General features: G+C 69.5%; 21 protein-coding genes. 15 read left to right on the forward strand and 6 right to left on the reverse strand.

Annotation, left to right across the window (positions count from 1 at the left end; all coding sequences use genetic code 11):
• Positions 1 to 51: 51 nt before the first annotated feature.
• Together helR and ABZ345_RS07685 are read right to left on the reverse strand one after the other, a co-directional pair.
• The gene (gene helR / locus ABZ345_RS07680; protein ID WP_359844049.1) at positions 52 to 2,253 is read right to left on the reverse strand and encodes an RNA polymerase recycling motor ATPase HelR; all 2,202 of its coding nucleotides are present in this window, start codon (positions 2,251 to 2,253) and stop codon (positions 52 to 54) included.
• A gap of 61 nt (positions 2,254 to 2,314) precedes the next feature.
• Complete coding sequence (locus ABZ345_RS07685; RefSeq protein WP_359844051.1) at positions 2,315 to 3,565, reverse strand: cytochrome P450; 1,251 nt, start codon at positions 3,563 to 3,565, stop codon at positions 2,315 to 2,317.
• A 146-nt stretch (positions 3,566 to 3,711) separates the two neighbouring features.
• Between ABZ345_RS07685 and ABZ345_RS07690 the strand changes: the two genes are divergently transcribed.
• A complete protein-coding gene (locus ABZ345_RS07690; protein WP_359844466.1) occupies positions 3,712 to 4,998 on the forward strand; it encodes a VCBS repeat-containing protein in 1,287 nt (428 codons plus the stop codon).
• A gap of 35 nt (positions 4,999 to 5,033) precedes the next feature.
• On the opposite strand, the gene ABZ345_RS07695 is transcribed toward ABZ345_RS07690, so the two are convergent.
• Positions 5,034 to 5,618 (reverse strand): XRE family transcriptional regulator, encoded by a 585-nt coding sequence (locus ABZ345_RS07695; protein ID WP_359844053.1) that lies wholly within the window; start codon positions 5,616 to 5,618, stop codon positions 5,034 to 5,036.
• Positions 5,619 to 5,646: 28 nt separating this feature from the next.
• Between ABZ345_RS07695 and ABZ345_RS07700 the strand changes: the two genes are divergently transcribed.
• From ABZ345_RS07700 to ABZ345_RS07710, 3 genes are read left to right on the forward strand one after another with little or no spacing between them, the layout of a single operon-like run.
• The gene (locus ABZ345_RS07700; protein ID WP_359844055.1) at positions 5,647 to 6,345 is read left to right on the forward strand and encodes an AzlC family ABC transporter permease; all 699 of its coding nucleotides are present in this window, start codon (positions 5,647 to 5,649) and stop codon (positions 6,343 to 6,345) included.
• Positions 6,324 to 6,632: an AzlD domain-containing protein gene (locus ABZ345_RS07705; protein ID WP_359844057.1), complete on the forward strand. Its 309-nt coding sequence runs from the start codon at positions 6,324 to 6,326 to the stop codon at positions 6,630 to 6,632. The genes ABZ345_RS07700 and ABZ345_RS07705 overlap by 22 nt, the downstream gene beginning before the upstream one ends.
• Before the next feature lie 57 nt (positions 6,633 to 6,689).
• The gene (locus tag ABZ345_RS07710; RefSeq protein ID WP_359844059.1) at positions 6,690 to 9,077 is read left to right on the forward strand and encodes a BREX system ATP-binding domain-containing protein; all 2,388 of its coding nucleotides are present in this window, start codon (positions 6,690 to 6,692) and stop codon (positions 9,075 to 9,077) included.
• Here the strand turns inward: ABZ345_RS07710 and ABZ345_RS07715 are convergent.
• Positions 9,074 to 9,514 carry an Lrp/AsnC family transcriptional regulator gene (locus ABZ345_RS07715; RefSeq protein ID WP_355561856.1) on the reverse strand — a complete coding sequence of 147 codons (441 nt, stop codon included), beginning with the start codon at positions 9,512 to 9,514 and terminating at the stop codon, positions 9,074 to 9,076. The two genes, ABZ345_RS07710 and ABZ345_RS07715, sit on opposite strands and share 4 nt — an antisense overlap.
• A gap of 74 nt (positions 9,515 to 9,588) precedes the next feature.
• On the opposite strand from ABZ345_RS07715, the gene ABZ345_RS07720 reads away from it, so the two are divergent.
• The 3 genes from ABZ345_RS07720 (at position 9,589) to ABZ345_RS07730 (ending at position 12,698) form a co-directional block, all read left to right on the forward strand.
• Complete coding sequence (locus ABZ345_RS07720; RefSeq protein WP_359844062.1) at positions 9,589 to 10,788, forward strand: PLP-dependent transferase; 1,200 nt, start codon at positions 9,589 to 9,591, stop codon at positions 10,786 to 10,788.
• 75 nt (positions 10,789 to 10,863) lie between these two features.
• A complete protein-coding gene (locus tag ABZ345_RS07725; RefSeq protein ID WP_359844064.1) occupies positions 10,864 to 12,273 on the forward strand; it encodes an amino acid permease in 1,410 nt (469 codons plus the stop codon).
• Positions 12,274 to 12,401: 128 nt separating this feature from the next.
• Entirely contained in the window at positions 12,402 to 12,698 is a 297-nt protein-coding gene (locus ABZ345_RS07730) for a hypothetical protein (protein WP_359844066.1), read from the forward strand.
• Between the two features lie 16 nt (positions 12,699 to 12,714).
• On the opposite strand, the gene ABZ345_RS07735 is transcribed toward ABZ345_RS07730, so the two are convergent.
• Positions 12,715 to 13,167 carry a helix-turn-helix domain-containing protein gene (locus ABZ345_RS07735; protein WP_359844068.1) on the reverse strand — a complete coding sequence of 151 codons (453 nt, stop codon included), beginning with the start codon at positions 13,165 to 13,167 and terminating at the stop codon, positions 12,715 to 12,717.
• 78 nt (positions 13,168 to 13,245) lie between these two features.
• Between ABZ345_RS07735 and ABZ345_RS07740 the strand changes: the two genes are divergently transcribed.
• From ABZ345_RS07740 to ABZ345_RS07770, 7 genes are read left to right on the forward strand one after another with little or no spacing between them, the layout of a single operon-like run.
• Positions 13,246 to 13,839, forward strand: a complete 594-nt coding sequence (locus ABZ345_RS07740; protein WP_359844070.1) for a dihydrofolate reductase family protein — start codon at positions 13,246 to 13,248, stop codon at positions 13,837 to 13,839.
• Positions 13,836 to 14,030 (forward strand): pyridoxamine 5'-phosphate oxidase family protein, encoded by a 195-nt coding sequence (locus tag ABZ345_RS07745; RefSeq protein ID WP_359844072.1) that lies wholly within the window; start codon positions 13,836 to 13,838, stop codon positions 14,028 to 14,030. Before ABZ345_RS07740 ends, ABZ345_RS07745 begins: the two co-directional genes overlap by 4 nt.
• A gap of 32 nt (positions 14,031 to 14,062) precedes the next feature.
• Entirely contained in the window at positions 14,063 to 14,200 is a 138-nt protein-coding gene (locus ABZ345_RS07750; RefSeq protein ID WP_359844074.1) for a hypothetical protein, read from the forward strand.
• A gap of 25 nt (positions 14,201 to 14,225) precedes the next feature.
• Entirely contained in the window at positions 14,226 to 14,828 is a 603-nt protein-coding gene (locus tag ABZ345_RS07755) for a PadR family transcriptional regulator (RefSeq protein WP_359844076.1), read from the forward strand.
• Positions 14,825 to 15,262, forward strand: a complete 438-nt coding sequence (locus tag ABZ345_RS07760; RefSeq protein ID WP_359844078.1) for a hypothetical protein — start codon at positions 14,825 to 14,827, stop codon at positions 15,260 to 15,262. Before ABZ345_RS07755 ends, ABZ345_RS07760 begins: the two co-directional genes overlap by 4 nt.
• A gap of 10 nt (positions 15,263 to 15,272) precedes the next feature.
• Positions 15,273 to 15,905 carry a pyridoxal 5'-phosphate synthase glutaminase subunit PdxT gene (gene pdxT, locus ABZ345_RS07765; protein ID WP_359844080.1) on the forward strand — a complete coding sequence of 211 codons (633 nt, stop codon included), beginning with the start codon at positions 15,273 to 15,275 and terminating at the stop codon, positions 15,903 to 15,905.
• A complete protein-coding gene (locus tag ABZ345_RS07770) occupies positions 15,902 to 16,651 on the forward strand; it encodes a YebC/PmpR family DNA-binding transcriptional regulator (protein WP_359844082.1) in 750 nt (249 codons plus the stop codon). Before pdxT ends, ABZ345_RS07770 begins: the two co-directional genes overlap by 4 nt.
• Before the next feature lie 23 nt (positions 16,652 to 16,674).
• Here the strand turns inward: ABZ345_RS07770 and ABZ345_RS07775 are convergent, their stop codons facing one another.
• Positions 16,675 to 17,271, reverse strand: coding sequence for a helix-turn-helix domain-containing protein (locus ABZ345_RS07775; RefSeq protein WP_359844083.1), 597 nt, complete (start codon positions 17,269 to 17,271; stop codon positions 16,675 to 16,677).
• Positions 17,272 to 17,306: 35 nt separating this feature from the next.
• On the opposite strand from ABZ345_RS07775, the gene ABZ345_RS07780 reads away from it, so the two are divergent.
• Positions 17,307 to 18,113, forward strand: a complete 807-nt coding sequence (locus ABZ345_RS07780) for an SDR family NAD(P)-dependent oxidoreductase (RefSeq protein WP_359844085.1) — start codon at positions 17,307 to 17,309, stop codon at positions 18,111 to 18,113.
• The last annotated feature ends 2 nt before the right edge of the window (positions 18,114 to 18,115 follow it).

Consider the following 18,115-nt stretch of genomic DNA (forward strand, 5'->3'; position numbering starts at 1 on the left):
CGGACTTCCGCCCATCCCATGGTCAGGGCTTTCCCCGAACCACCTGTCACCTCATGTGCGCACCGTCTCCGTGAGACCGGACAACGCGGCCGGCAGCGGCTCGTGGTGCAGCACCCCGAGCCGTTGCGTCGCACGGGTCAGCGCCACATACAGCTCGGCCGCACCGCGCGGCCCGTCCGCCATGATCCGTTCCGGCTCGACGACCAGCACCGAGTCGTACTCCAGGCCCTTGGTCTCGGAGGCGGGAATCGTGCCGGGCACGCCGGGCGGCCCGATCACGACGCTCGTGCCCTCCTGCGAGGCCTCCGCCGCCACGAACTCCGCGATCGCGGCGGGCAGCTCGTCGACGGAGACCTGGCGTGCCCACGGCTGGACTCCGTTGGCGCGCACGGACTCCGGTGCCTGCACGTCCGGCGCGAACTCGGCGAGCACCCTGGCGGCGACCGCCATGATCTCGGCCGGCGTGCGGTAGTTGACGGTCAGCGAGCGGTAGAGCCAGCGGCCCGGCACGTACGGTTCGAGCATCTCCGCCCACGTCGAGGCACCCGCCGACGAACGGCGCTGCGCCAGGTCTCCCACGACCGTGAAGGAACGGCCGGGGCAGCGGCGCATCAGCACTCGCCAGTCCATTTCGGACAGTTCCTGCGCCTCGTCGACCACCACGTGCCGGTAGGTCCAGCCGCGGTCGGAAGAAGCGCGTTCGGCGAGCGTGCGGGTGTCGTGCTCGTCGAACCGGTCGGCCAGGTCCTCGGCGAAGAGCAGGTCCGTGGCGAACAGGTGGTCCTCGTCGTCCATGTGGTCCTGGCGGCCGACGAGGCTGTCCAGCACCTCCGCGGCGTACCTGGCCTCGGCCTGCTTCTCGGCCTGCACGGCCTGGTCGAGCGCCTGTTCCCTGCCGTCGCGGCCCAGCAGCTCGTGCAGCTCGTCGAGCAGCGGCACGTCCGACACCGTCCACGCCGTGCCGTCAACGCGCTGCAGCGACGGATCGGCGCCCGCCGCCGCCAGACGTTCCGGAGACGTGTACAGCGAGCCCAGGAGCTCCTCAGGGGTCAGCAACGGCCACAGCTCGTCCAGCGCCAGCGTGAACCGCTCGTCGTCGGCGAGCTCCTTGAGCAGGCCCGAGCGCATGTCCTCCCAGCCCTGCTTGTCGGACCGCGACAACCAGCCCTTCCCGATCCGGCCCAGAGCGCGTTCGGTCAGGACGTACGTGATGATCTCGGTGAACACCTTGCGGGCCTCGTTGTGCGGCAGGCCGCTGTCGCGCGCCTCCTGCCGTGCCCACTCCGCGGTCTCGGCGTTGATCTCGACGACGACGTCCTTCATGCCGATCGGGATCGGCGCGGAAGGCAGCCGCTGCCGGTCCGCCACGGCCGTCTTCAGCACCTCCGCCATCTTCAGCGAGCCCTTGAGCCGTGCGACGTCCGGCGTGTCCTCCAGCGAGGTCCGCAGGCCCGGCAGCAGGCCGCCGGCGGTCGAGAACACCACGTCGGACTCGCCCAGCGACGGCAGGACGCGGCCGATGTGGTTGAGGAACGCCGGGTTCGGGCCCACGACGAGGACGCCGTGCCGTTCCATGCGCTCTCGTTGCGTGTACATCAGATAGGCGACGCGGTGCAGCGCCACGACGGTCTTGCCGGTGCCGGGGCCGCCCTCGATCACCAGCACACCGGGGTGGTCGAGCCGGATGATCGCGTCCTGCTCGGCCTGGATGGTCGCCACGATGTCGCGCATGCCCTCGCCGCGCGGCGCGTTCAGCGCCTCGAGCAGGGCCACGTCGCCCTGTTCCTCGCCGAGCCTGCCGAAGACCTCGTCGGTGAACCCGGCCACGGCACGGCGGCGGGTGTGGAACTGGCGGCGCCGGGCCATGCCTTCCGGCCGGGCCCCGGTGGCGGTGTAGAACGGGCGCGCCGCCGGTGCGCGCCAGTCGAGCAGCACCGGCTCGAAGTCGTCGAACTCGTCGAACAGGCCGATCCTGCCGATGTAGGAGCGGTCGCCGTCGACGCTGTCCAACCGGCCGAAGCACAGCCCGTAGTCGGCGACGTTCAGCCGCTTCATGTCGCGGTGCCGGGCCCGCACCTCGTTGTCCCGATCCATGGCCGTCTCGCCGGTGCCACCCAGCGCAGACTGATAAGCCGCCTTCACGCGCGCGCGTTCGGCATCGAGCCGTGCGTAGAGACCGGCCACGTAGTCGCGTTCGGACTGCAGTTCTTCTTCGTACCCCACGTGCTCCCCACAGCGCCTGTTTTCTGGCATGAGGCGATGAGTGTGAACGACGCACGGGGTCTTGTGGCAAGGCCCCCCACCTGCTATACGGTTAAGTGGGAGAAAAACGGGGGAGCCTTTTCGCGTACGCGACCCGGCAGGGGCGCCGCGGCCAGTTGCTCCGATGCCCCCTCACCGCCACCGGATCAGGGTCCAGCAGCCGCATCTCCAGGCGCTCGACGAGCCGCGTGATCACGACCTTCATCTCCGAGTGCGCGAAGTGTTCGCCCAGACAGCGGTGGATGCCGCCGCCGAACGTCTGCAGCGCCGACGCGGGCTCGGTGAGGAACCGGTCCGGCCGGTACTCGCCGGGATCGCCGAACACGGCCGCGTCTCGGTGCGACACACCGGGATGCAGCATCACCGTCGCGCCGCGCGGTATGACGCAAGTCTCATGTGGAATGTCCACTGTGGCCACCCGGGCCAGGAACGCGGTCACCGGGTGCAGCCGCTCGGACTCCCGCAGTGCCCGGCCGAGGAACGCGTCGTCGTGCACGCGCGCCAGCTCGTGCGGGTGGCGGAGCAGGTCGATCAACGCCCAGCACAAATGCCCGGTCGTCGTCTCGTGCCCGACCCACACGAGCATGACCACGAGATCGACCAGCAGGTCGTCCCGCAACGCAGTGTTCGCCATCACCTCGAGGAAGTCCGGTTCCTCCGCCGGGATCGCGCGTCGCTCGGTCACCAGCGTCGACGTGATCCGCCGCAGCCGGTCGCGCGCACGGTGGCTCCGCAGCAGGTGAGGCGCGGGCACCCAGCCGGGCAGCAACGGGTCCATGCCGTCCGCGAACGCCCGGAACTCGGTCAGCAGCCCGCGGAACCGCGACGCCGCGTCGCCACCGAGGAAGAGCGACGTGGCGATCTCGATCACCAGCGGCCCGAGCAGATCGGTCAGCTCGACCGTGCCCACGTCCGGCAGGGAGTCGATCAGCGCGTTCGTCCTGCGGTCCATCTCCTCGACCTGCCGCGCGATCCGCCCGCGGGTGAACTGCGGCACCAGCACCGCCCGTTGCCGCAGGTACTCCCGGTGCTCCGCGAGCCAGAAGGTGTTGCCGCCGAACATGTGCCGCAGGAACCGGTAGGCCTCGCGGATGGACAGCCTGAGCGCGTCCGACTCGGCGTGGAAGAACTTCGCGTTGTCCTGCCCCAGCAACACGACCCCGGGCCCGCCCGGCAGTCGCACCGAGAACATCCGGCCGTGTTCGGCGTGTCCGCGCCGCACCAGCTCACCGGGGTCGCGCAGGAACTCCCAGGTGTGGCCGAGCAGCGGGCGCGCTCCGGAAACCGCAGGTGGCAGGGTCACAATCGCTGTATAGCGCCCTGATGTTCGCCCGGCCAGGAGCAGAACGGGAGCCTGCCGAGACGTGTGGAGCGTGTGTAGGGGCCGTGTAGTCGGCCTCCCCAGGCTGAGCGCCAACCACTCGACAGGGGAGACCAACCGTGAAGAGGATGCTCGTGGCGCTCGGCGCCGCCGTGCTGTCGCTGGCGTTAGCGGCACCCGCGGTAGCCGCACCGCCAACGCCCGCGTTCGGCGCGGCCATCGACAAGTACGCCACCTACGTGGGCCAGACGACGTGCGACCCGGACGCCAAACCGGGCGTGATCGGGTTCCGCGACCTGCTCAAGACCGAGTACGGCCGCGCCGACCTGGGCATGGTCCGCGCCTGCGACTCCGGCGGCCAGAGCGAGCACAAGGAAGGCCGTGCCCTCGACTACCCGTTCAACGCGACGAACTCCACCCAGGCGGCGCAGGCCGCCGACGTCATCAACTGGCTGCTCGCGACCGACCAGTACGGCAACAAGCACGCGCTGGCCCGGCGGCTGGGCATCATGTACATGATCTGGAACCACAAGATCTGGAAGGCCTACGAGACCTCCGCCGGCTGGCAGGCCTACAGCGGAGAGTCGCCGCACACCGACCACATCCACTTCAGCTTCAGCTGGGCGGGCGCGCGCAAGCAGACGACGTGGTGGACGGCCGCGCGCAGCCTCTCGGCGGAGAGCGTGAACGGCGACCGCTACGACGACCTCCTGGCGGTCGCCCCGGACAACACGATGCGCCTGTACCCCGGCACCTCCGCCGGAACGTTCGGCGCCTCCAGTGAGGTCGGTCCGGGGTGGTCGTCCTTCAACCGGATCGGTGTCGGTGACACGAACGCCGACGGCTTCGCGGACATCATCGCCACGGACGCCGACGGTTCGTTGCACTACTGGCACAACTCGGGCCGCGGCACGTTCACGAAGCTGGCCAACGCCGGTTCGGGCTGGCAGACGCTGGAGTGGTTCGCGGTCATGGACGTGAACGGCGACAACCGCGCGGACATCGTCGGGCGTGACGGCGGGCGGCTGTACTGGTACCCCGGCGAGGGCTCGGGCAAGTTCTCCGCCCGCATCTTCATCGGTGAGGGCTGGGCTACGTTCCCGCGCTTCGCCGGCGGCGACGCGGACGGTGACGGCGACGGCGATCTGTGGGGCGTGAACGCCGCCGGTGAGCTGTTCTTCTGGGAGGGCAACGGAAACGGCACCTTCTCCAGCGGCGCCAAGGTCGGCGCCGGGTGGTCCGGGTTCTCGGGGCTCAACGTGCTCGACGTGAACGGTGACGCTCGCGCGGACGTCGTGGCGGTGCGGTCCAGCGACTCGACGTTGTGGCGGTGGAGCGGTGAGGGCGACGGGACGCTCTCGACGGCGGTGCAGGTCGGCTCGGGGTGGAGCGGCTTCCGGCCCGCCGCCTACTGAACCTTCCCGCGTGTCATGGTCGTGGAGCACACCGTCTAAGTGGTGTGCTCCATGACCATCATCGCGGTCGTGCCCGGCTCCAGCGCCTTGCAGATGTGCGGCAGGTCGCCGGGATAGACGATGTAGTCGCCGGGTCCGAGCTCGACCGGGTCCTCGGCGAGCCCGGCCAGGCAGCGCCCCGACGCCACGATCATGTGCTCGACGCTGCCCGGCACGTGCGGCTCGGACTCGCGGGCGCCGCCGGGTTCGAGGGCCAGCCAGTAGATGTCGTGCTTGGTGCCCGGACGGCAGGCGGCCAGCAGGGTGGCCGAGTAGTGCGCGCGCTCGGAGTGGATGACCGGGCCCTCGCCGGCGCGGATCACCTGGACGCGGGGGACGGCGGGTTCGACCAGGCGGCTGAAGGGGACGCCCAGCGCCACGCCCAGGGCCCACAGGGTCTCCACGCTGGGGTTTCCGGCTCCGGACTCCAGTTGCGAGAGCGTCGACTTGGCGATGCCGGCCTTGCGCGCGAGGTCGGAGAGCGACAGGCCCGTGCGGTCGCGCTCGCGGCGGAGGTTGGCCGCGATGAGGTCTAGTGGTGCGTTCGACACAGAAGTCCATCCGTTCGGCTTGACGAACACCAGTCCCAGGTGTTCACCTTAATGGGTGGTGCGTTCGATATGGCGAACCCTTGATGGTGTGCTTCTGCGTGACGTGGCCGCAGTCGCACTTGGTGCCGCGGTCACCGGTGCCTCGTTCGGCGCGATCTCGGTCGGGTCGGGCCTGCCGTGGTGGATGCCGGTGCTGATGTCGCTGGTGATCTTCGCGGGCGGCTCGCAGTTCATGGCCGTGGGCATCGTCGCCGCTGGTGGCAGCCCTGCCGCGGCCGTTGTCGCCGGGCTGGTGCTCAACGCGCGGCACCTGCCGTTCGGGCTGGCGATCGGGGACGTGCTGGGCAGGAGTTCGCTGGCGAGGATCGTCGGCAGTCACCTGCTGATCGACGAGTCGACGGCGTTCGCGATGTCGGAGAAGGACCCCGCTAGAGCGCGGGCGGCTTACTGGGCGTGCGGCGTGTCGTTGTTCTTCAGCTGGAACTCCGGAGTGCTGATCGGGGCGCTCGCGGGGCAGGCGATCGGCGACCCGGCGACGTTCGGGCTGGACGCGGCGTTCCCGGCGGCCATGCTCGCGCTCACCCTCCCCGCCTTGAAGGACGCGGCGACGCGTAACGCGGCCCTCGTTGGCGCGGTGATAGCGCTCGTGACGACGCCGTTCCTGCCTGCCGGTGTGCCGGTGTTGCTCGCGCTCGCCGGGCTGTTCGCGTTCCGGACCACGAAGAAGGAGGAGCCGTGCCCGTCGCCGCAGTCCTGATCCTCGCCGCGGGCACGTTCGCGATCCGGCTCGCCGGGCCGCTGCTGCGTGACCGGGTCAAGTTGCCGGAGAAGGTCAACGAGTTGATGACGGCGAGTGCCACCGTGTTGTTGTTGGCGCTGGTCGCGGTGTCGGCGCTGACGAACGGCAAGCAGTTCGGCGGCTGGGCGCTCGCGGCCGGAGTGGTGGTTGGTGGCGTGGCGGCCTGGAGGAAGGCGCCGTTCGTCGCGGTGATCGTGCTGGCCGTGGGGACCACGGCCGTGCTGAGGCTCGCGGGAGTGGCCTGAGGTGGCGTGATGCCTCCGCGATAGGGGGTCGATGGGCGGCAGGCCTCAGATGGACCCATGGCTGCGAAACCTGGACTGGTCGGGCGGGACCGGGAGACGACCCAGCTCGCGGGCGCGCTGTCCGCGGCGGCGGGTGGCGACGGGCACCTCGTCGTGGCCACCGGGGGACTGGGCGCCGGCAAGACGGCCCTGCTCACCGCCGCGCGGGAGCTGGCGGCGCAGCGGGGGTTCACGGTGCTGGCGGCGCGGGGCAGCTATCTGGAACGGGAGCTGCCGTTCGGGCTGGTGAGCCGCTTGTTCGTCTGCGTGCAGCCGGGCGACGAGGTGCAGCACCTGCCGCGCATCGCCGCCGCGCTGGGGCAGTCCGACCAGCTCGCTGAGCCTGGGCCCGTGACGTTGCCCGAACTGCACGTCCTGCACCGGGCGCTCGCGCGCATGGCCGGCGATCGGCCCGTGGCCATCGTCGTCGACGACGCGCAGTGGGCGGACCAGCCGTCGCTGCAGTGGCTGAGCACGCTCCCGCACCGCATCGAGCACCTGCCGGTGTTCGCGCTGGCGGGGATCGGCGCGGGCGAGGTGTGCACGGGGCCGCAGACGCTCGAGGAGCTGCTCGCCGCGAGCACCAGCGAGATCCGGCTGGACGAGCTGTCGTTCGACGGCGTGCGCGCGTTGGTCGAGCAGGAGCTGGGGCAGCGGGTTGACGACGACTTCGTGACGCGCTGCCGTGCTCAGGCGGGCGGCAACCCGTTGCTGCTGCTGAACCTGATCCGTGCCCATCCCGGTGAGACCGCGCCGGCGTTGCTGCCGACGGTCAACGTCCGGCTGCGCCGCCTCGCCCCGCACGCTCCCGACGCGCTGCACGCGTTGGCCGTGCTGGGCGGCGAGGTCACGTTGCCGCGCGTCGCCGAGCTGATCGGCATCGAACCGTGCGAGCTGGCCGGCACGATCGCCGCGCTGCACAGGATGGGGCTGCTGTCGGCGGACGGCTCGTTGGTGCATCCCTTGGTGCGCAACACACTTCGCGAAGAGCTGACCATCACCGAGCGTCAGGACCTGCACGCCGCCGCGGCCCGGCTGCTGACCGAGACGGGTGCGTCGGCGGAGGCGGTGGCCGAGCACCTGGTCGAGACGCGGCCGCTGGGCGAGGAGTGGACGACCGAGGTGCTGGTGTCCGCCGCCGGACGGGCCCGTGCGCGCAACCGGGTCGTGGACGCGGTCCGGTACCTGCGCAGGGCCATGGACGAGCCCGGATCCGGTGAGCTGCTGGCGGAGCTCGGCGAGGTCGAGTCCTATGTGGACGTCCCGGCGGCCGTGGACCACCTGGGCGAGGCCGATCCCGCGCACCCCGCGTTGCCGGGCCTGCTGGCGTTGCTGGGGGAGGAGCCGGAGTTCGAGCCGGACGCGGTCGGCGACCCGGACGTCATGCCCGCGACTCCCTCGGAGTTCGACCCGTACCTGCGGGCGATCGCGCTGCTGCGCACGCGTGGCGAGCTGACTGCGGCCTACGCCCGTGTGGACCGCGCGTTGACCATCGCGCGGAGGTGGCAGCACAGGCCGTGCGTCGCCGCGGCACTCACGGCGCGTTCGACGTGCCTGCGTGATCTCGGACGGCTGGCCGGCGCCGAGTCTGATGCGCGCGAGGCGTTGGCGGTGCTGGAGAGCTGCGGGGCGGCACGGGTGTCGACGCCGATCTTCGCCGCGCTGACCGAGCTCGCGCTGGCACTGCTGGAGATGGGCGACGTCGACGTGGCGTCGCAGGTGTTCGAGGTCGTGCCGGGCGAGGTACCGGACCTGTTCAGCGCACCGGCGCTGCTGGCCGCGCGTGGCCGGGTGCGGATCGCGGCCGAGCGGCGCAAGGACGGCGTGCGAGACCTGCTGGACTGCGGTGAACGGCTCCGTGCGCGCGGTTGCGACAGCACGTCGTGGCGGCTTCCTCTCGGAGGAGACCACCTCGCCACGGAGGAACTGTTGGCGCGCGCAACAGGCGCGGTGCTGCCGTTGGCGGCCGTACTCCGCGAACAGGGCGTGCTCAGAGGCGTCGAAGGCGTTGCGCTGCTTGAGGAGTCGGTGCGACTGCTGGCCACCACGGGCGCGCTGCTGGAACGGGCCCGCAGCCACTTCGCGCTCGGCCGGGCGCTGCACCTGGCCGGACGGGTCAAGCCCGCCCGCGCCGAGCTGCGGGTCGCCGTGGATCTCGCCGACGACTGCGGCGTCGAGGACCTCGCCGAGGAGATCCGGCAGGAGCTGGCCGCCGGACCCGCCGGGCTCACCGAGTCCGAGCGACGGGTGGCCGCGCTCGCCGCCGAGGGCAAGATGAACCGGGAGATCGCGGCCGCGCTGTTCGTGCAACTGCGCACGGTCGAGATTCACCTGACCAAGGTTTACCGCAAACTCGGTATTGACGGCCGTGACCAGCTCGCGCCCGCATTGCGACTCGCGAGTTAGTGCTTGCGAACGTGGGAAAAGAGGAGGTTTGTATGAACCTCTGTCACCTCCCTCCGACTGGTGAATTTGTCCAGAACGAGTCGTTGCAGATGGCCGACGTCCGATACCGCGACATGCACTAGGAAATCTTCCGGTCCTGTCACGTGTGAGAGCGCAAGAGTTTCGGGCAATGAGAGAACGTAGGCCATGAACGGGTCGACGATCTCCTTGGTGTGCGGACGGATCTTGAGCGCGAGCATCGCCTGCACGTGCCGTCCGAGCGCGCCCAGGTCGACCTCCGCGTGGTAGCCGGTGATCACCCCGCGCTCCCGCAACGCCCGGTGCCGCACGACCGCCGTCGACTGCGCGACGTTCACGCGTTCGGCCAGGTCCTTGTTCTGCAGCCGCGCGTCCTTCCGCAGCTCCCGCACGATGGCCTCGTCGATCGAATCCAGCACGGCTCTTCTCCGTTCCACCGAATCTGCTGCGGTCCAGCACCCGTTCTGACGAGGAAGTCTCCACCATTCCGGCCATGACGCGCATCGAGACCATCGCAGTGCACGGCGGCCGCGACGACCTCGCGGAGCTCGGCGTGCACGCACCCCCGATCGACCTGTCCACCACCTACCCCGTGCCTGACCAGGCGCTCGGCGGGGAGGCACTGGGTGAGTGGGCCACCGGCGCCGCACAGGCCTCGTCGCCCGTGTACGCGCGGCTGCACAACCCGACGGTCGCCCGGTTCGAGAAGGCACTGGCCGCGCTCGAGCACACCGAGGTCGCGGTCGCGTTCGGCAGTGGCATGGCCGCGGTGACCGCGGTGATCCAGGCAGCGTGCGTGATGGCCGGAAAGCCGCACGTCGTGGCCGTGCGACCGCTCTACGGCGGCACCGACCACCTGCTGTCGTCCGGTCTTCTGGGCGTCACCACCACCTATGTCGAAGCAGGCCTGGTGTCCTCCGCGATCCGGCCGGACACCGGGCTGATCGTCGTCGAGACGCCGGCCAACCCGAACCTGGACCTGGTGGACATCGAGCACGTCGTCCGCCAGGCCGGGTCCGTGCCGGTCATGGTCGACAACACCTTCGCGACACCGATCCTGCAGAACCCGGCGCTGCACGGGGCCTCCTACGTCCTGCACTCCGGCACCAAGTACCTCGGCGGGCACGGGGACGTGCTCGGCGGCGTCGTGGCCTGCTCGGACGCGCTGGCAGCGGCGTTGCGGCAGGTCAGGATCATCACCGGCGCGGTGCTGCACCCGCTGGGCGGCTACCTGCTGCACCGCGGGCTCGCGACGCTGCCGTTGCGCGTCGAGGCGGCTTCACGCAGTGCCGCCGTGCTGGCTGTGCGGCTCGCCGAGCACGACGCCGTCGAGTTCGTGCGCTACCCGTCCGCGTCGGTGCAAATGCGGGGGACCGGAGCGATGATCGCCTTCGGCGTGCACGGCGATCCGACGTCGATCGTGCGGCGCCTGAGCCTGATCACGCCCGCCGTGTCGCTGGGCTCCGTCGACACCCTGATCGAGCACCCGTGGGCGCTCACCCATCGCCTGGTACCCGGTGAAGAACTGCGCGCATCGGGCGTTCCGGAGAATCTGCTTCGCATTTCAGTAGGACTCGAGCACGTCGAAGACATTTGGAACGACCTGAACGCCGCCCTGAACGTCACATCGTGTGACGTCGATTACGTTAAGCCTTCCCCAACTGATTACTTGGTGATGACCGCCGCTCACTAGGGTCCCCCGCAACAGTGCGTCGGGGCGCGGGAGGTTCCGACGCGTGCATTTTTCCGTTTCGGAAGGAACCCCCTCGTGAGTTCTGTGGAAACTGATGCGGACGGCTACACCAAGTCGCTGAGCAAGCGTCAGGTGCAGATGATCGCCATTGGTGGCGCGATCGGCGTCGGCCTCTTCCTGGGCGCGGGCGGACGCCTCGCCACGGCGGGGCCGTCGCTGATCCTGTCGTACGCCGTGTGCGGCATCGCCGCGTTCTTCGTCATGCGCGCGCTGGGCGAACTCGTCCTGCACCGCGCGGTCGCCGGCAGCTTCGTGGAGTACGCCCGCGAGTTCATCGGCCCGTGGGCCGGCTTCGCGTCCGGTTGGCTGTACTGGCTCAACTGGGCGATGACGGGCATCGCCGAGATCACCGCAGTCGCGATCTACATGCACAAGTGGTTCCCGACCATGCCGCAGTGGATCACCGCGCTGATCGCACTGGTGGTCCTGGTCGCCATCAACATGTTGTCCGTCAAGCTGTTCGGCGAGCTGGAGTTCTGGTTCTCGGTCATCAAGGTGACCGCGATCGTGGTCTTCCTCGTCACCGGTATCGGCCTGGTCATCGGCGCCGCGGACGTCGGCGGCACGACGGCTTCGGTGTCCAACACCCTGGGCCACGGCGGCCTGTTCCCGGCCGGCTTCGGCGTGGCGCTGGTGACCCTGCAGGCCGTGATCTTCGCCTACTCGGCCATCGAACTCGTCGGCATCGCCGCCGGTGAGACCAAGGACCCGCACAAGATCATGCCGCGTGCCATCAACGGCGTGGTGTACCGCATCGCGATCTTCTACGTCGGCTCCGTGCTGCTGCTGACGATGCTTCTGCCGTGGGACCACTACACCGGCAGCGAGTCGCCGTTCGTGACCGTGTTCTCGGCGCTGGGCATCCCGGCCGTCGGCGACATCATGAACGCGGTGGTGCTGACCGCGGCCCTGTCGTCGTGCAACTCGGGTCTGTACTCGACCGGCCGCATCCTGCGTTCGCTCGCGCAGAAGGGCGAGGCGCCGGCGATCACGGGCAAGATGAACTCCCGCCACGTGCCCTACGGCGGCATCCTCTTCACCGCCTGCGCCTACCTGCTCGGCGTGGTGCTCAACTACACCGTGCCCAAGGACGCGTTCGACATCGCGATCGCCATCGCGTCGCTCGGTGTCGTGTCGACGTGGGCCACGCTGATCATCTGCCAGATGCGGTTGCGGCAGAAGGCTTTGCGCGGAGAGATCGAACGGCCGTCGTACCGGATGCCGGGCGCGCCTTACACCGGCTGGCTGACACTCGCGTTCCTCGCGCTGGTGATCGGGCAGATGGCGTTCTCGTCCGGCGAGGCCGAGCGGATCGCGTTCTGGTCGATCCCGGGGCTCGCTCTGGTGCTGTTCCTGGGGTGGCGCTACGTGAAGTCGCGTCAGCCCGTCGCGCCGGAGCGGGAAGAGCTCGTCACAGTCGACTGACCCGTCGTGCGGTGATGATCGCGAGCCGTCCCCTCACGAAGGGGGCGGCTCGTTTTTTTCGCGGTGGAGTGTCACTCGGTCGGGCGGCTCGGAACGCGGCGCGCGGCGGGGCGGAGCAGCCTGACCGCATGACGACGAGCCACCTCGAACATTTGGAACACCCGCATGCCCACGGCGACGGCTGCGGACATGTCGGAGTACCGCACAGCGACCACGTCGACTACGTCCACGACGGTCACATCCACCGGGAGCACGACGGTCATTTCGACGAGTGCGAGCCGGGTGGCCACGACGAGCACGGCGCCCATGAGCACGACCACGGTGACGGCTGTGGCCACGTGGCCGTTCCGCACGCCGGGCACGTCGACTACGTCCACGACGGACATCGGCACGCGGCCCACAACGGGCACTACGACGAACACTGAGCTCCGGACCCCCGGCTCACGCGGCTGAGCCGGGGCCGGCCAGCACGTCGACATCGTTGGCGTGCATGGGTTTGCCGCAGTTCGCGCAGCACAGTTCGGTCGTGCTGATCTCGCCGCACGCGTGGTGGCGGTAGAGGACCGGCGGCCCCGCCTCGCCCGCGAGCCACCTGTCGCCCCAGCCGACCATGACCATCAGCATGTCCACGAGTTCGGTGCCCTTCTGCGTGAGCACGTACTCGTAGCGCGGCCGGTTGTCGTACGGGCGGCGCTCCAGCACGCCGTGGTCGACGAGGTGGTTGAGCCGCTCGGTCAGGACCTTGCGGCTAATGCCCAGATCGGCCTGGAGCTGCTCGAACCGGCTCATGCCGACCCACACGTCACGCAGGATCAGCGGCGACCACGGTTCGCCGATGACGTCGAGGGTGCGCGCGATCGAGCACGCCATCTTGCTGAAGTCCGTCCGCTGCATGACCCCACTTTAGCAATCGGGGTTCCCTCAAGGAACTCCGCTTGTTAGGGTTCCCTCAAGGAACTCAAGGAGGCGATCATGGGCAAGGTCATCAGCGCGCACTCGGTCTCGGCCGACGGGTACATCACGGGTCGTTCGCCCCGCGCCGGTCACGGGCTCGGCGACGGCGGGATGCTCTTCGACTGGTACTTCGACGGCGACACGCCGAGTCAGGTGTTCGACGGGTTCAAGCTGAGCGAGCCCAGCGCCAAGATCTTCGACTTCCTGGCCGCACGCGTCGGCGCGGTGGTGGCCGGATGCAACACCTACGAGGACTCCGAGCACTTCGGCGGCGGCAGCCCGCATCCTGGAGCGAAGGTGGTCGTGCTCAGTCACCGTCCAGCCCCGGAGATCACCTCGCGGCAGACGCTGGTGACCACCGGTATCGAAGACGCGATCATGACCGCCCTCGAACTGGCCGAGGGCAAGGACGTCGGCCTCATGGGCGGCGGCGTGCTCGCGTCAGCGCTGGAGGCAGGCCTCGTCGACGAGGTCGTCCTGCACCAGGTCCCGATCCTGCTCGGCGAGGGCCGCCCGTTCTTCCAGGCCTTGCCGCGGCACGTGCGGCTCTCGCTCGTCGAAGTCGTGGCCGCGCCCGGTGTCACCCACGTCCGTTACGAGGTCCAGCGATGATCACCCAGGAACTGCGCCGCGTGCTCGACGGCACCTCGCTCGCCCATCTCGCCACCGTGCTGCCCGACGACGCGCCGCACTCGGTTCCGGTGTGGGTCGGCACGCACGGCGACCACATCGCGATCCTCACCGGCCCCGCAGTCGCAAGGCCCGCAACCTGCGCCGCGATCCGCGGGTCGCGTTCTCCCTGACCGAGCAGGGCAAGCCGTACCAGCCGGTCATCGTGCGCGGGCGGGTCGTCGAGTGGCTGGAGGGCGACGCGGCGTGGGAGGTCGTCGACCAGATCGCCACCAAGTACATCGGCGGCCCCTACTCGCGGGACGAGGAGCGGATCGTGCTGCTGATCGAAGCTATCTGTTAGCAGGTACCTGATATAAGGTAGCGGTATGCCGCGCAAGGAGACACCGAGAAATCCCTGGTTCTGGACCGTGCTCACGCTGCTGCACGAGCGGTCGATGCACCCGTACGAGATCCAGCAGCTGACCGCTCAACGCCGCAAGGACCTGCTGACCGAGCACAAGACCGGCTCGCTCTACAGCGTGATCGACCGGCTGTCCCGTGAAGGGCTGATCGCGCCGGTCGCCACGAACAGGGCGGGCAACCTGCCGGAACGCACCGTCTACCGGATCACCGCGGCCGGCCGGGAACGGTTGCTCGGCTGGCTGCGCGACGAGCTGGGGGAGCTGGACCGGCGTGATCTGCCCCGGTTCGCCTTCGCACTGGAGAAGGCCGCCCACCTCGACCCGGTCGCGGTCCGGAAGTTGCTGGAGCGCCGCGTCGGCGCCCTCGAAGCGCAGGTCGCCGAGTTCGACGAGATCGAGCGGTACAGGGCGAGCAACGACCTTCAGCGGGTGTCGTTCCTGGAGATCGAGTACGCCCACGCGGTTCGCCGCGCCGAGCTCGACTGGTTGCGGCAGGTGGCCGGCGACCTCGCGGCGGGCAGTCTGGACTGGGCGGTCGTCGCGGCACCCGCGCAGGACGCCCCATGAGCGGCAAGAAGGATCTCGTGCCCGGCCCGTGGACCCGGCCGCAGCAACTGGCCGTCGCCGCCTACGGGATCTGGTCGGCGTTCTGGACGGTGATCGTCTCGTTCGTGCTGCTCGTCCCCCTGCGGCCGGCGGTCGTCGCGGGAGCCGCGATCGCCGTGCCGGTCTGCCTGGTGCTCGGCGTGCTCGCCTACCGAGGGGTGCGCCGGGTCTTCTGGCCGGCGTTGGTCTACTTCACCTTCACCGGGCTCGGTGCGATCTTCGTGCCGCTGCATCCGGAGGCCCACGCCGGCGAGAACCTGGTGACGCTCATCGTGCACGCCTTCGTGGCCGACCTGCCCGGCCTGGTCGTCGGCGGGTGGCTGATCGTCGGTCTGATCCGCTACCGCCACACCTGGTCGCAGGTGCCACGGAATGCTTCTGACCACGTCGAATAAGCTGGTGGGCATGGTTGTCACCGCCCCACCCGTCATCGGCGTGCTCGCCTTGCAAGGCGACGTCCAGGAGCACTTGATCTCTCTCGCCAAGTGTGACGTCACCGCACGCCCCATCCGCCGGCCCGAGGAGCTCGACGAGCTCGACGGCATCGTGATCCCCGGCGGCGAGTCGACGACCATCAGCAAGCTGCTGGACAACTTCGAGCTGCTCGAGCCGTTGCGAGCCAAGATCCAGGCGGGCTTTCCGGCGTACGGGTCGTGCGCGGGCATGATCCTGTTGGCGAACAATGTGCTCGACGGTCGCGAGGACCAGCATCAGCTCGGTGGTTTGGACGTCACCGTGCGGCGGAATGCCTTCGGGCGGCAGGTCGACTCGTTCGAGACCGATCTGGACCTGGCCGGCGAGACGGTGCACGCCGTGTTCATCCGTGCGCCGTGGGTGGAGGCGGTGAGCGAGGGCGTCGAGGTTCTCGCTACGGTGCCCGTTACGGCTGAGGCGGGCGACGCCGCCGGTAGGATCGTCGCGGTCAGGCAGGGCAACGTGCTGGCCACGGCGTTTCATCCGGAGCTCACGGGGGATGAGCGCGTCCACCGCCTGTTCGTGGACATGGTTCGTGGTTTGAAGGGTTCGGAGGAGAAATGAGCGGCCACTCCAAGTGGGCGACCACCAAGCACAAGAAGGCCGCCATTGACGCCAAGCGCGGCAAGCTCTTCGCGCGGCTGATCAAGAACATCGAGGTGGCGGCCCGCACCGGTGGTGGCGACCCGGATGGCAACCCGACGCTGTACGACGCGATCCAGAAGGCCCGCAAGAACTCGGTGCCGCTGGACAACATCGAGCGCGCCCGCAAGCGCGGCGGCGGTGAAGAGGCCGGTGGCGCCGACTGGCAGACGATCATGTACGAGGGCTACGGGCCCAACGGTGTCGCGGTGCTCATCGAGTGCCTCACGGACAACCGCAACCGCGCCGCCACCGAGGTCCGCACGGCGATGACGCGCAACGGCGGTTCGATGGCCGACCCCGGCTCCGTGGCGTACATGTTCAGCCGCAAGGGCGTCGTGATCGTGCCGAAGACGGGCACGTCCGAGGACGACGTGATGCTGGCGGTGCTCGAAGCCGGTGCCGAGGAGGTCAACGACCTGGGCGAGGCCTTCGAGGTCGTGTCCGAGGCGGGCGACCTGATCCCGGTCCGCAAGGCGCTGCAGGACTCGGGCATCGACTACGAGTCGGCGGAGTCGAGCTTCCTGCCGTCGGTGTCGGTGCAGCTCGAGGTCGAGGGCGCGAAGAAGATCTTCAAGCTGATCGACGCGCTGGAGGACTGCGACGACGTGCAGAACGTCTTCGCGAACTTCGACGTCTCCGACGAGGTCATGGCCGAGGTCGGCTGACCTGTTCCGCTCGAGAACGCCGGTCACTTCGTGGCCGGCGTTTTTGCTTTCCACAGGTCCGGCCACGCGAGCTTGAGGCGGGCGAAAGCCTCGGCCAGTGCGGCGGGCGGGTCGGGCTCGGTGCCGGCCAGATCCGGGATCTCCAGGACGTACCTGGCGAGCTGCTTGACGGAGAAGGCGTCTACTTCTGTTTCCTCCGAGATGACCTGCGCGAGCGTCGTTTCGCAGCCGGTCCACAGCGACCTGGCGCAGGCGCGCAGGGCCGGGGTGGCCACCACGAGGCCGGCGAGGCGCGTGTCCTGGCGGCTGGGATCCGGGTCGAACGGGCCGCGCGTGGCGAGAAAGTCGTGCAGCGCCTGCAGGATCGAGACACCGTCCGGCCGTTCGCGCACGGCTGCCGTCAGCGACTGCTCGCGTTCGTGACGGTCGCCCAGGACGAGCGCCTCCTTGCCGCCGGGGAAGTGCGCGAACAACGTCGACACCGCCGTGTCCGCCTCTTCGGCGATCTCGGCGACGGTGACCTGGTCGAAGCCGCGCTCCAGGAACAGCCTCCGCGCCGCGCTCGCCAGGGATTCCCGGGTGGCGGCCTTCTTGCGCTCACGGCGTCCACTCGAAGTCATGACGAAATCATAGTCATTCCGACTATGGTGTGGATATGCCTACACGCTGGAACGTTCACCGGTTGCCGCGCGCCGAGGGGAAGACCTTCCTGGTCACGGGCGCCAACGCGGGTATCGGGTACCACGTCGCCGAGCAGCTCGCGAGCACCGGCGCCACCGTCGTCCTGGGCAGCCGGAGTGCCGCGAAGGCCGACGCGGCGATGGCGTCCATCCGGTCCGTTGTGCCCGACGCGCGCGTTCGTCACCTACAGCTGGATCTCGCCGACCTCGGCTCGGTGAAGGCCGCGGCGGACGAGCTGGACAGCCTCGACGCGGTCGTGTGCAACGCCGGCGTCATGATCGACGACGCCGAGCTGATGTACGCCGCCAACCACCTCGGGCACTTCGCGCTGGTCCACTGGCTGATGCCGTTGCTCGTGGCGGCGCCTGAGGGCCGTGTCGTCACCACCGGCAGCCTGAGGGGCAAGTCCGCGAAACCCGGCGACGCCTACGCCAGGTCGAAGCAGGCGCAGATGCTGTTCGGCTTCGAGCTCGACCGCCGCCAGTCCGGGGTGCTGAGCGTCGTGAACCACCCCGGCGGCGCGCTGGACTCGCTCACCCCGCCGCGGACGCTGCTGAGCCTGCCCGCGGGACTTCTGTTGCAGGGCAAGGATGCCGGCGCGTGGGCCGCGGTCCGGGCGGTTCTCGACCCGAGCGTGCGCGGCGGCCAGATGATCGGGCCGCGCGTGCTGGGGTTGCGGGGCGAACCTCGGGTCGAACCCGTGCGCGGTGAGTTGGCGGACACCGCGCTCGCCGCCCGTGTGTGGGCTGAGAGCGTCGAACTCACCGGTGTCGAGCCGTAGGG

It is taken from the genome of Lentzea sp. NPDC005914, assembly GCF_040629405.1.
GTDB lineage: Bacteria > Actinomycetota > Actinomycetes > Mycobacteriales > Pseudonocardiaceae > Lentzea.

What these genes read in the sequence shown, in the direction of transcription:
- ABZ345_RS07730 (WP_359844066.1), top strand. Translation starts at nt 12,402, where the DNA reads ATGACGACGAGCCACCTCGAACATTTGGAACACCCGCATGCCCACGGC.
- pdxT (WP_359844080.1), top strand. Translation starts at nt 15,273, where the DNA reads ATGGTTGTCACCGCCCCACCCGTCATCGGCGTGCTCGCCTTGCAAGGC.
- ABZ345_RS07760 (WP_359844078.1), top strand. Translation starts at nt 14,825, where the DNA reads ATGAGCGGCAAGAAGGATCTCGTGCCCGGCCCGTGGACCCGGCCGCAG.
- ABZ345_RS07780 (WP_359844085.1), top strand. Translation starts at nt 17,307, where the DNA reads ATGCCTACACGCTGGAACGTTCACCGGTTGCCGCGCGCCGAGGGGAAG.
- ABZ345_RS07710 (WP_359844059.1), top strand. Translation starts at nt 6,690, where the DNA reads ATGGCTGCGAAACCTGGACTGGTCGGGCGGGACCGGGAGACGACCCAG.
- ABZ345_RS07745 (WP_359844072.1), top strand. Translation starts at nt 13,836, where the DNA reads ATGATCACCCAGGAACTGCGCCGCGTGCTCGACGGCACCTCGCTCGCC.
- ABZ345_RS07755 (WP_359844076.1), top strand. Translation starts at nt 14,226, where the DNA reads ATGCCGCGCAAGGAGACACCGAGAAATCCCTGGTTCTGGACCGTGCTC.
- ABZ345_RS07735 (WP_359844068.1), bottom strand. Translation starts at nt 13,167, where the DNA reads ATGCAGCGGACGGACTTCAGCAAGATGGCGTGCTCGATCGCGCGCACC.
- ABZ345_RS07775 (WP_359844083.1), bottom strand. Translation starts at nt 17,271, where the DNA reads ATGACTTCGAGTGGACGCCGTGAGCGCAAGAAGGCCGCCACCCGGGAA.
- ABZ345_RS07720 (WP_359844062.1), top strand. Translation starts at nt 9,589, where the DNA reads ATGACGCGCATCGAGACCATCGCAGTGCACGGCGGCCGCGACGACCTC.
- helR (WP_359844049.1), bottom strand. Translation starts at nt 2,253, where the DNA reads ATGCCAGAAAACAGGCGCTGTGGGGAGCACGTGGGGTACGAAGAAGAA.
- ABZ345_RS07690 (WP_359844466.1), top strand. Translation starts at nt 3,712, where the DNA reads ATGCTCGTGGCGCTCGGCGCCGCCGTGCTGTCGCTGGCGTTAGCGGCA.
- ABZ345_RS07740 (WP_359844070.1), top strand. Translation starts at nt 13,246, where the DNA reads ATGGGCAAGGTCATCAGCGCGCACTCGGTCTCGGCCGACGGGTACATC.
- ABZ345_RS07770 (WP_359844082.1), top strand. Translation starts at nt 15,902, where the DNA reads ATGAGCGGCCACTCCAAGTGGGCGACCACCAAGCACAAGAAGGCCGCC.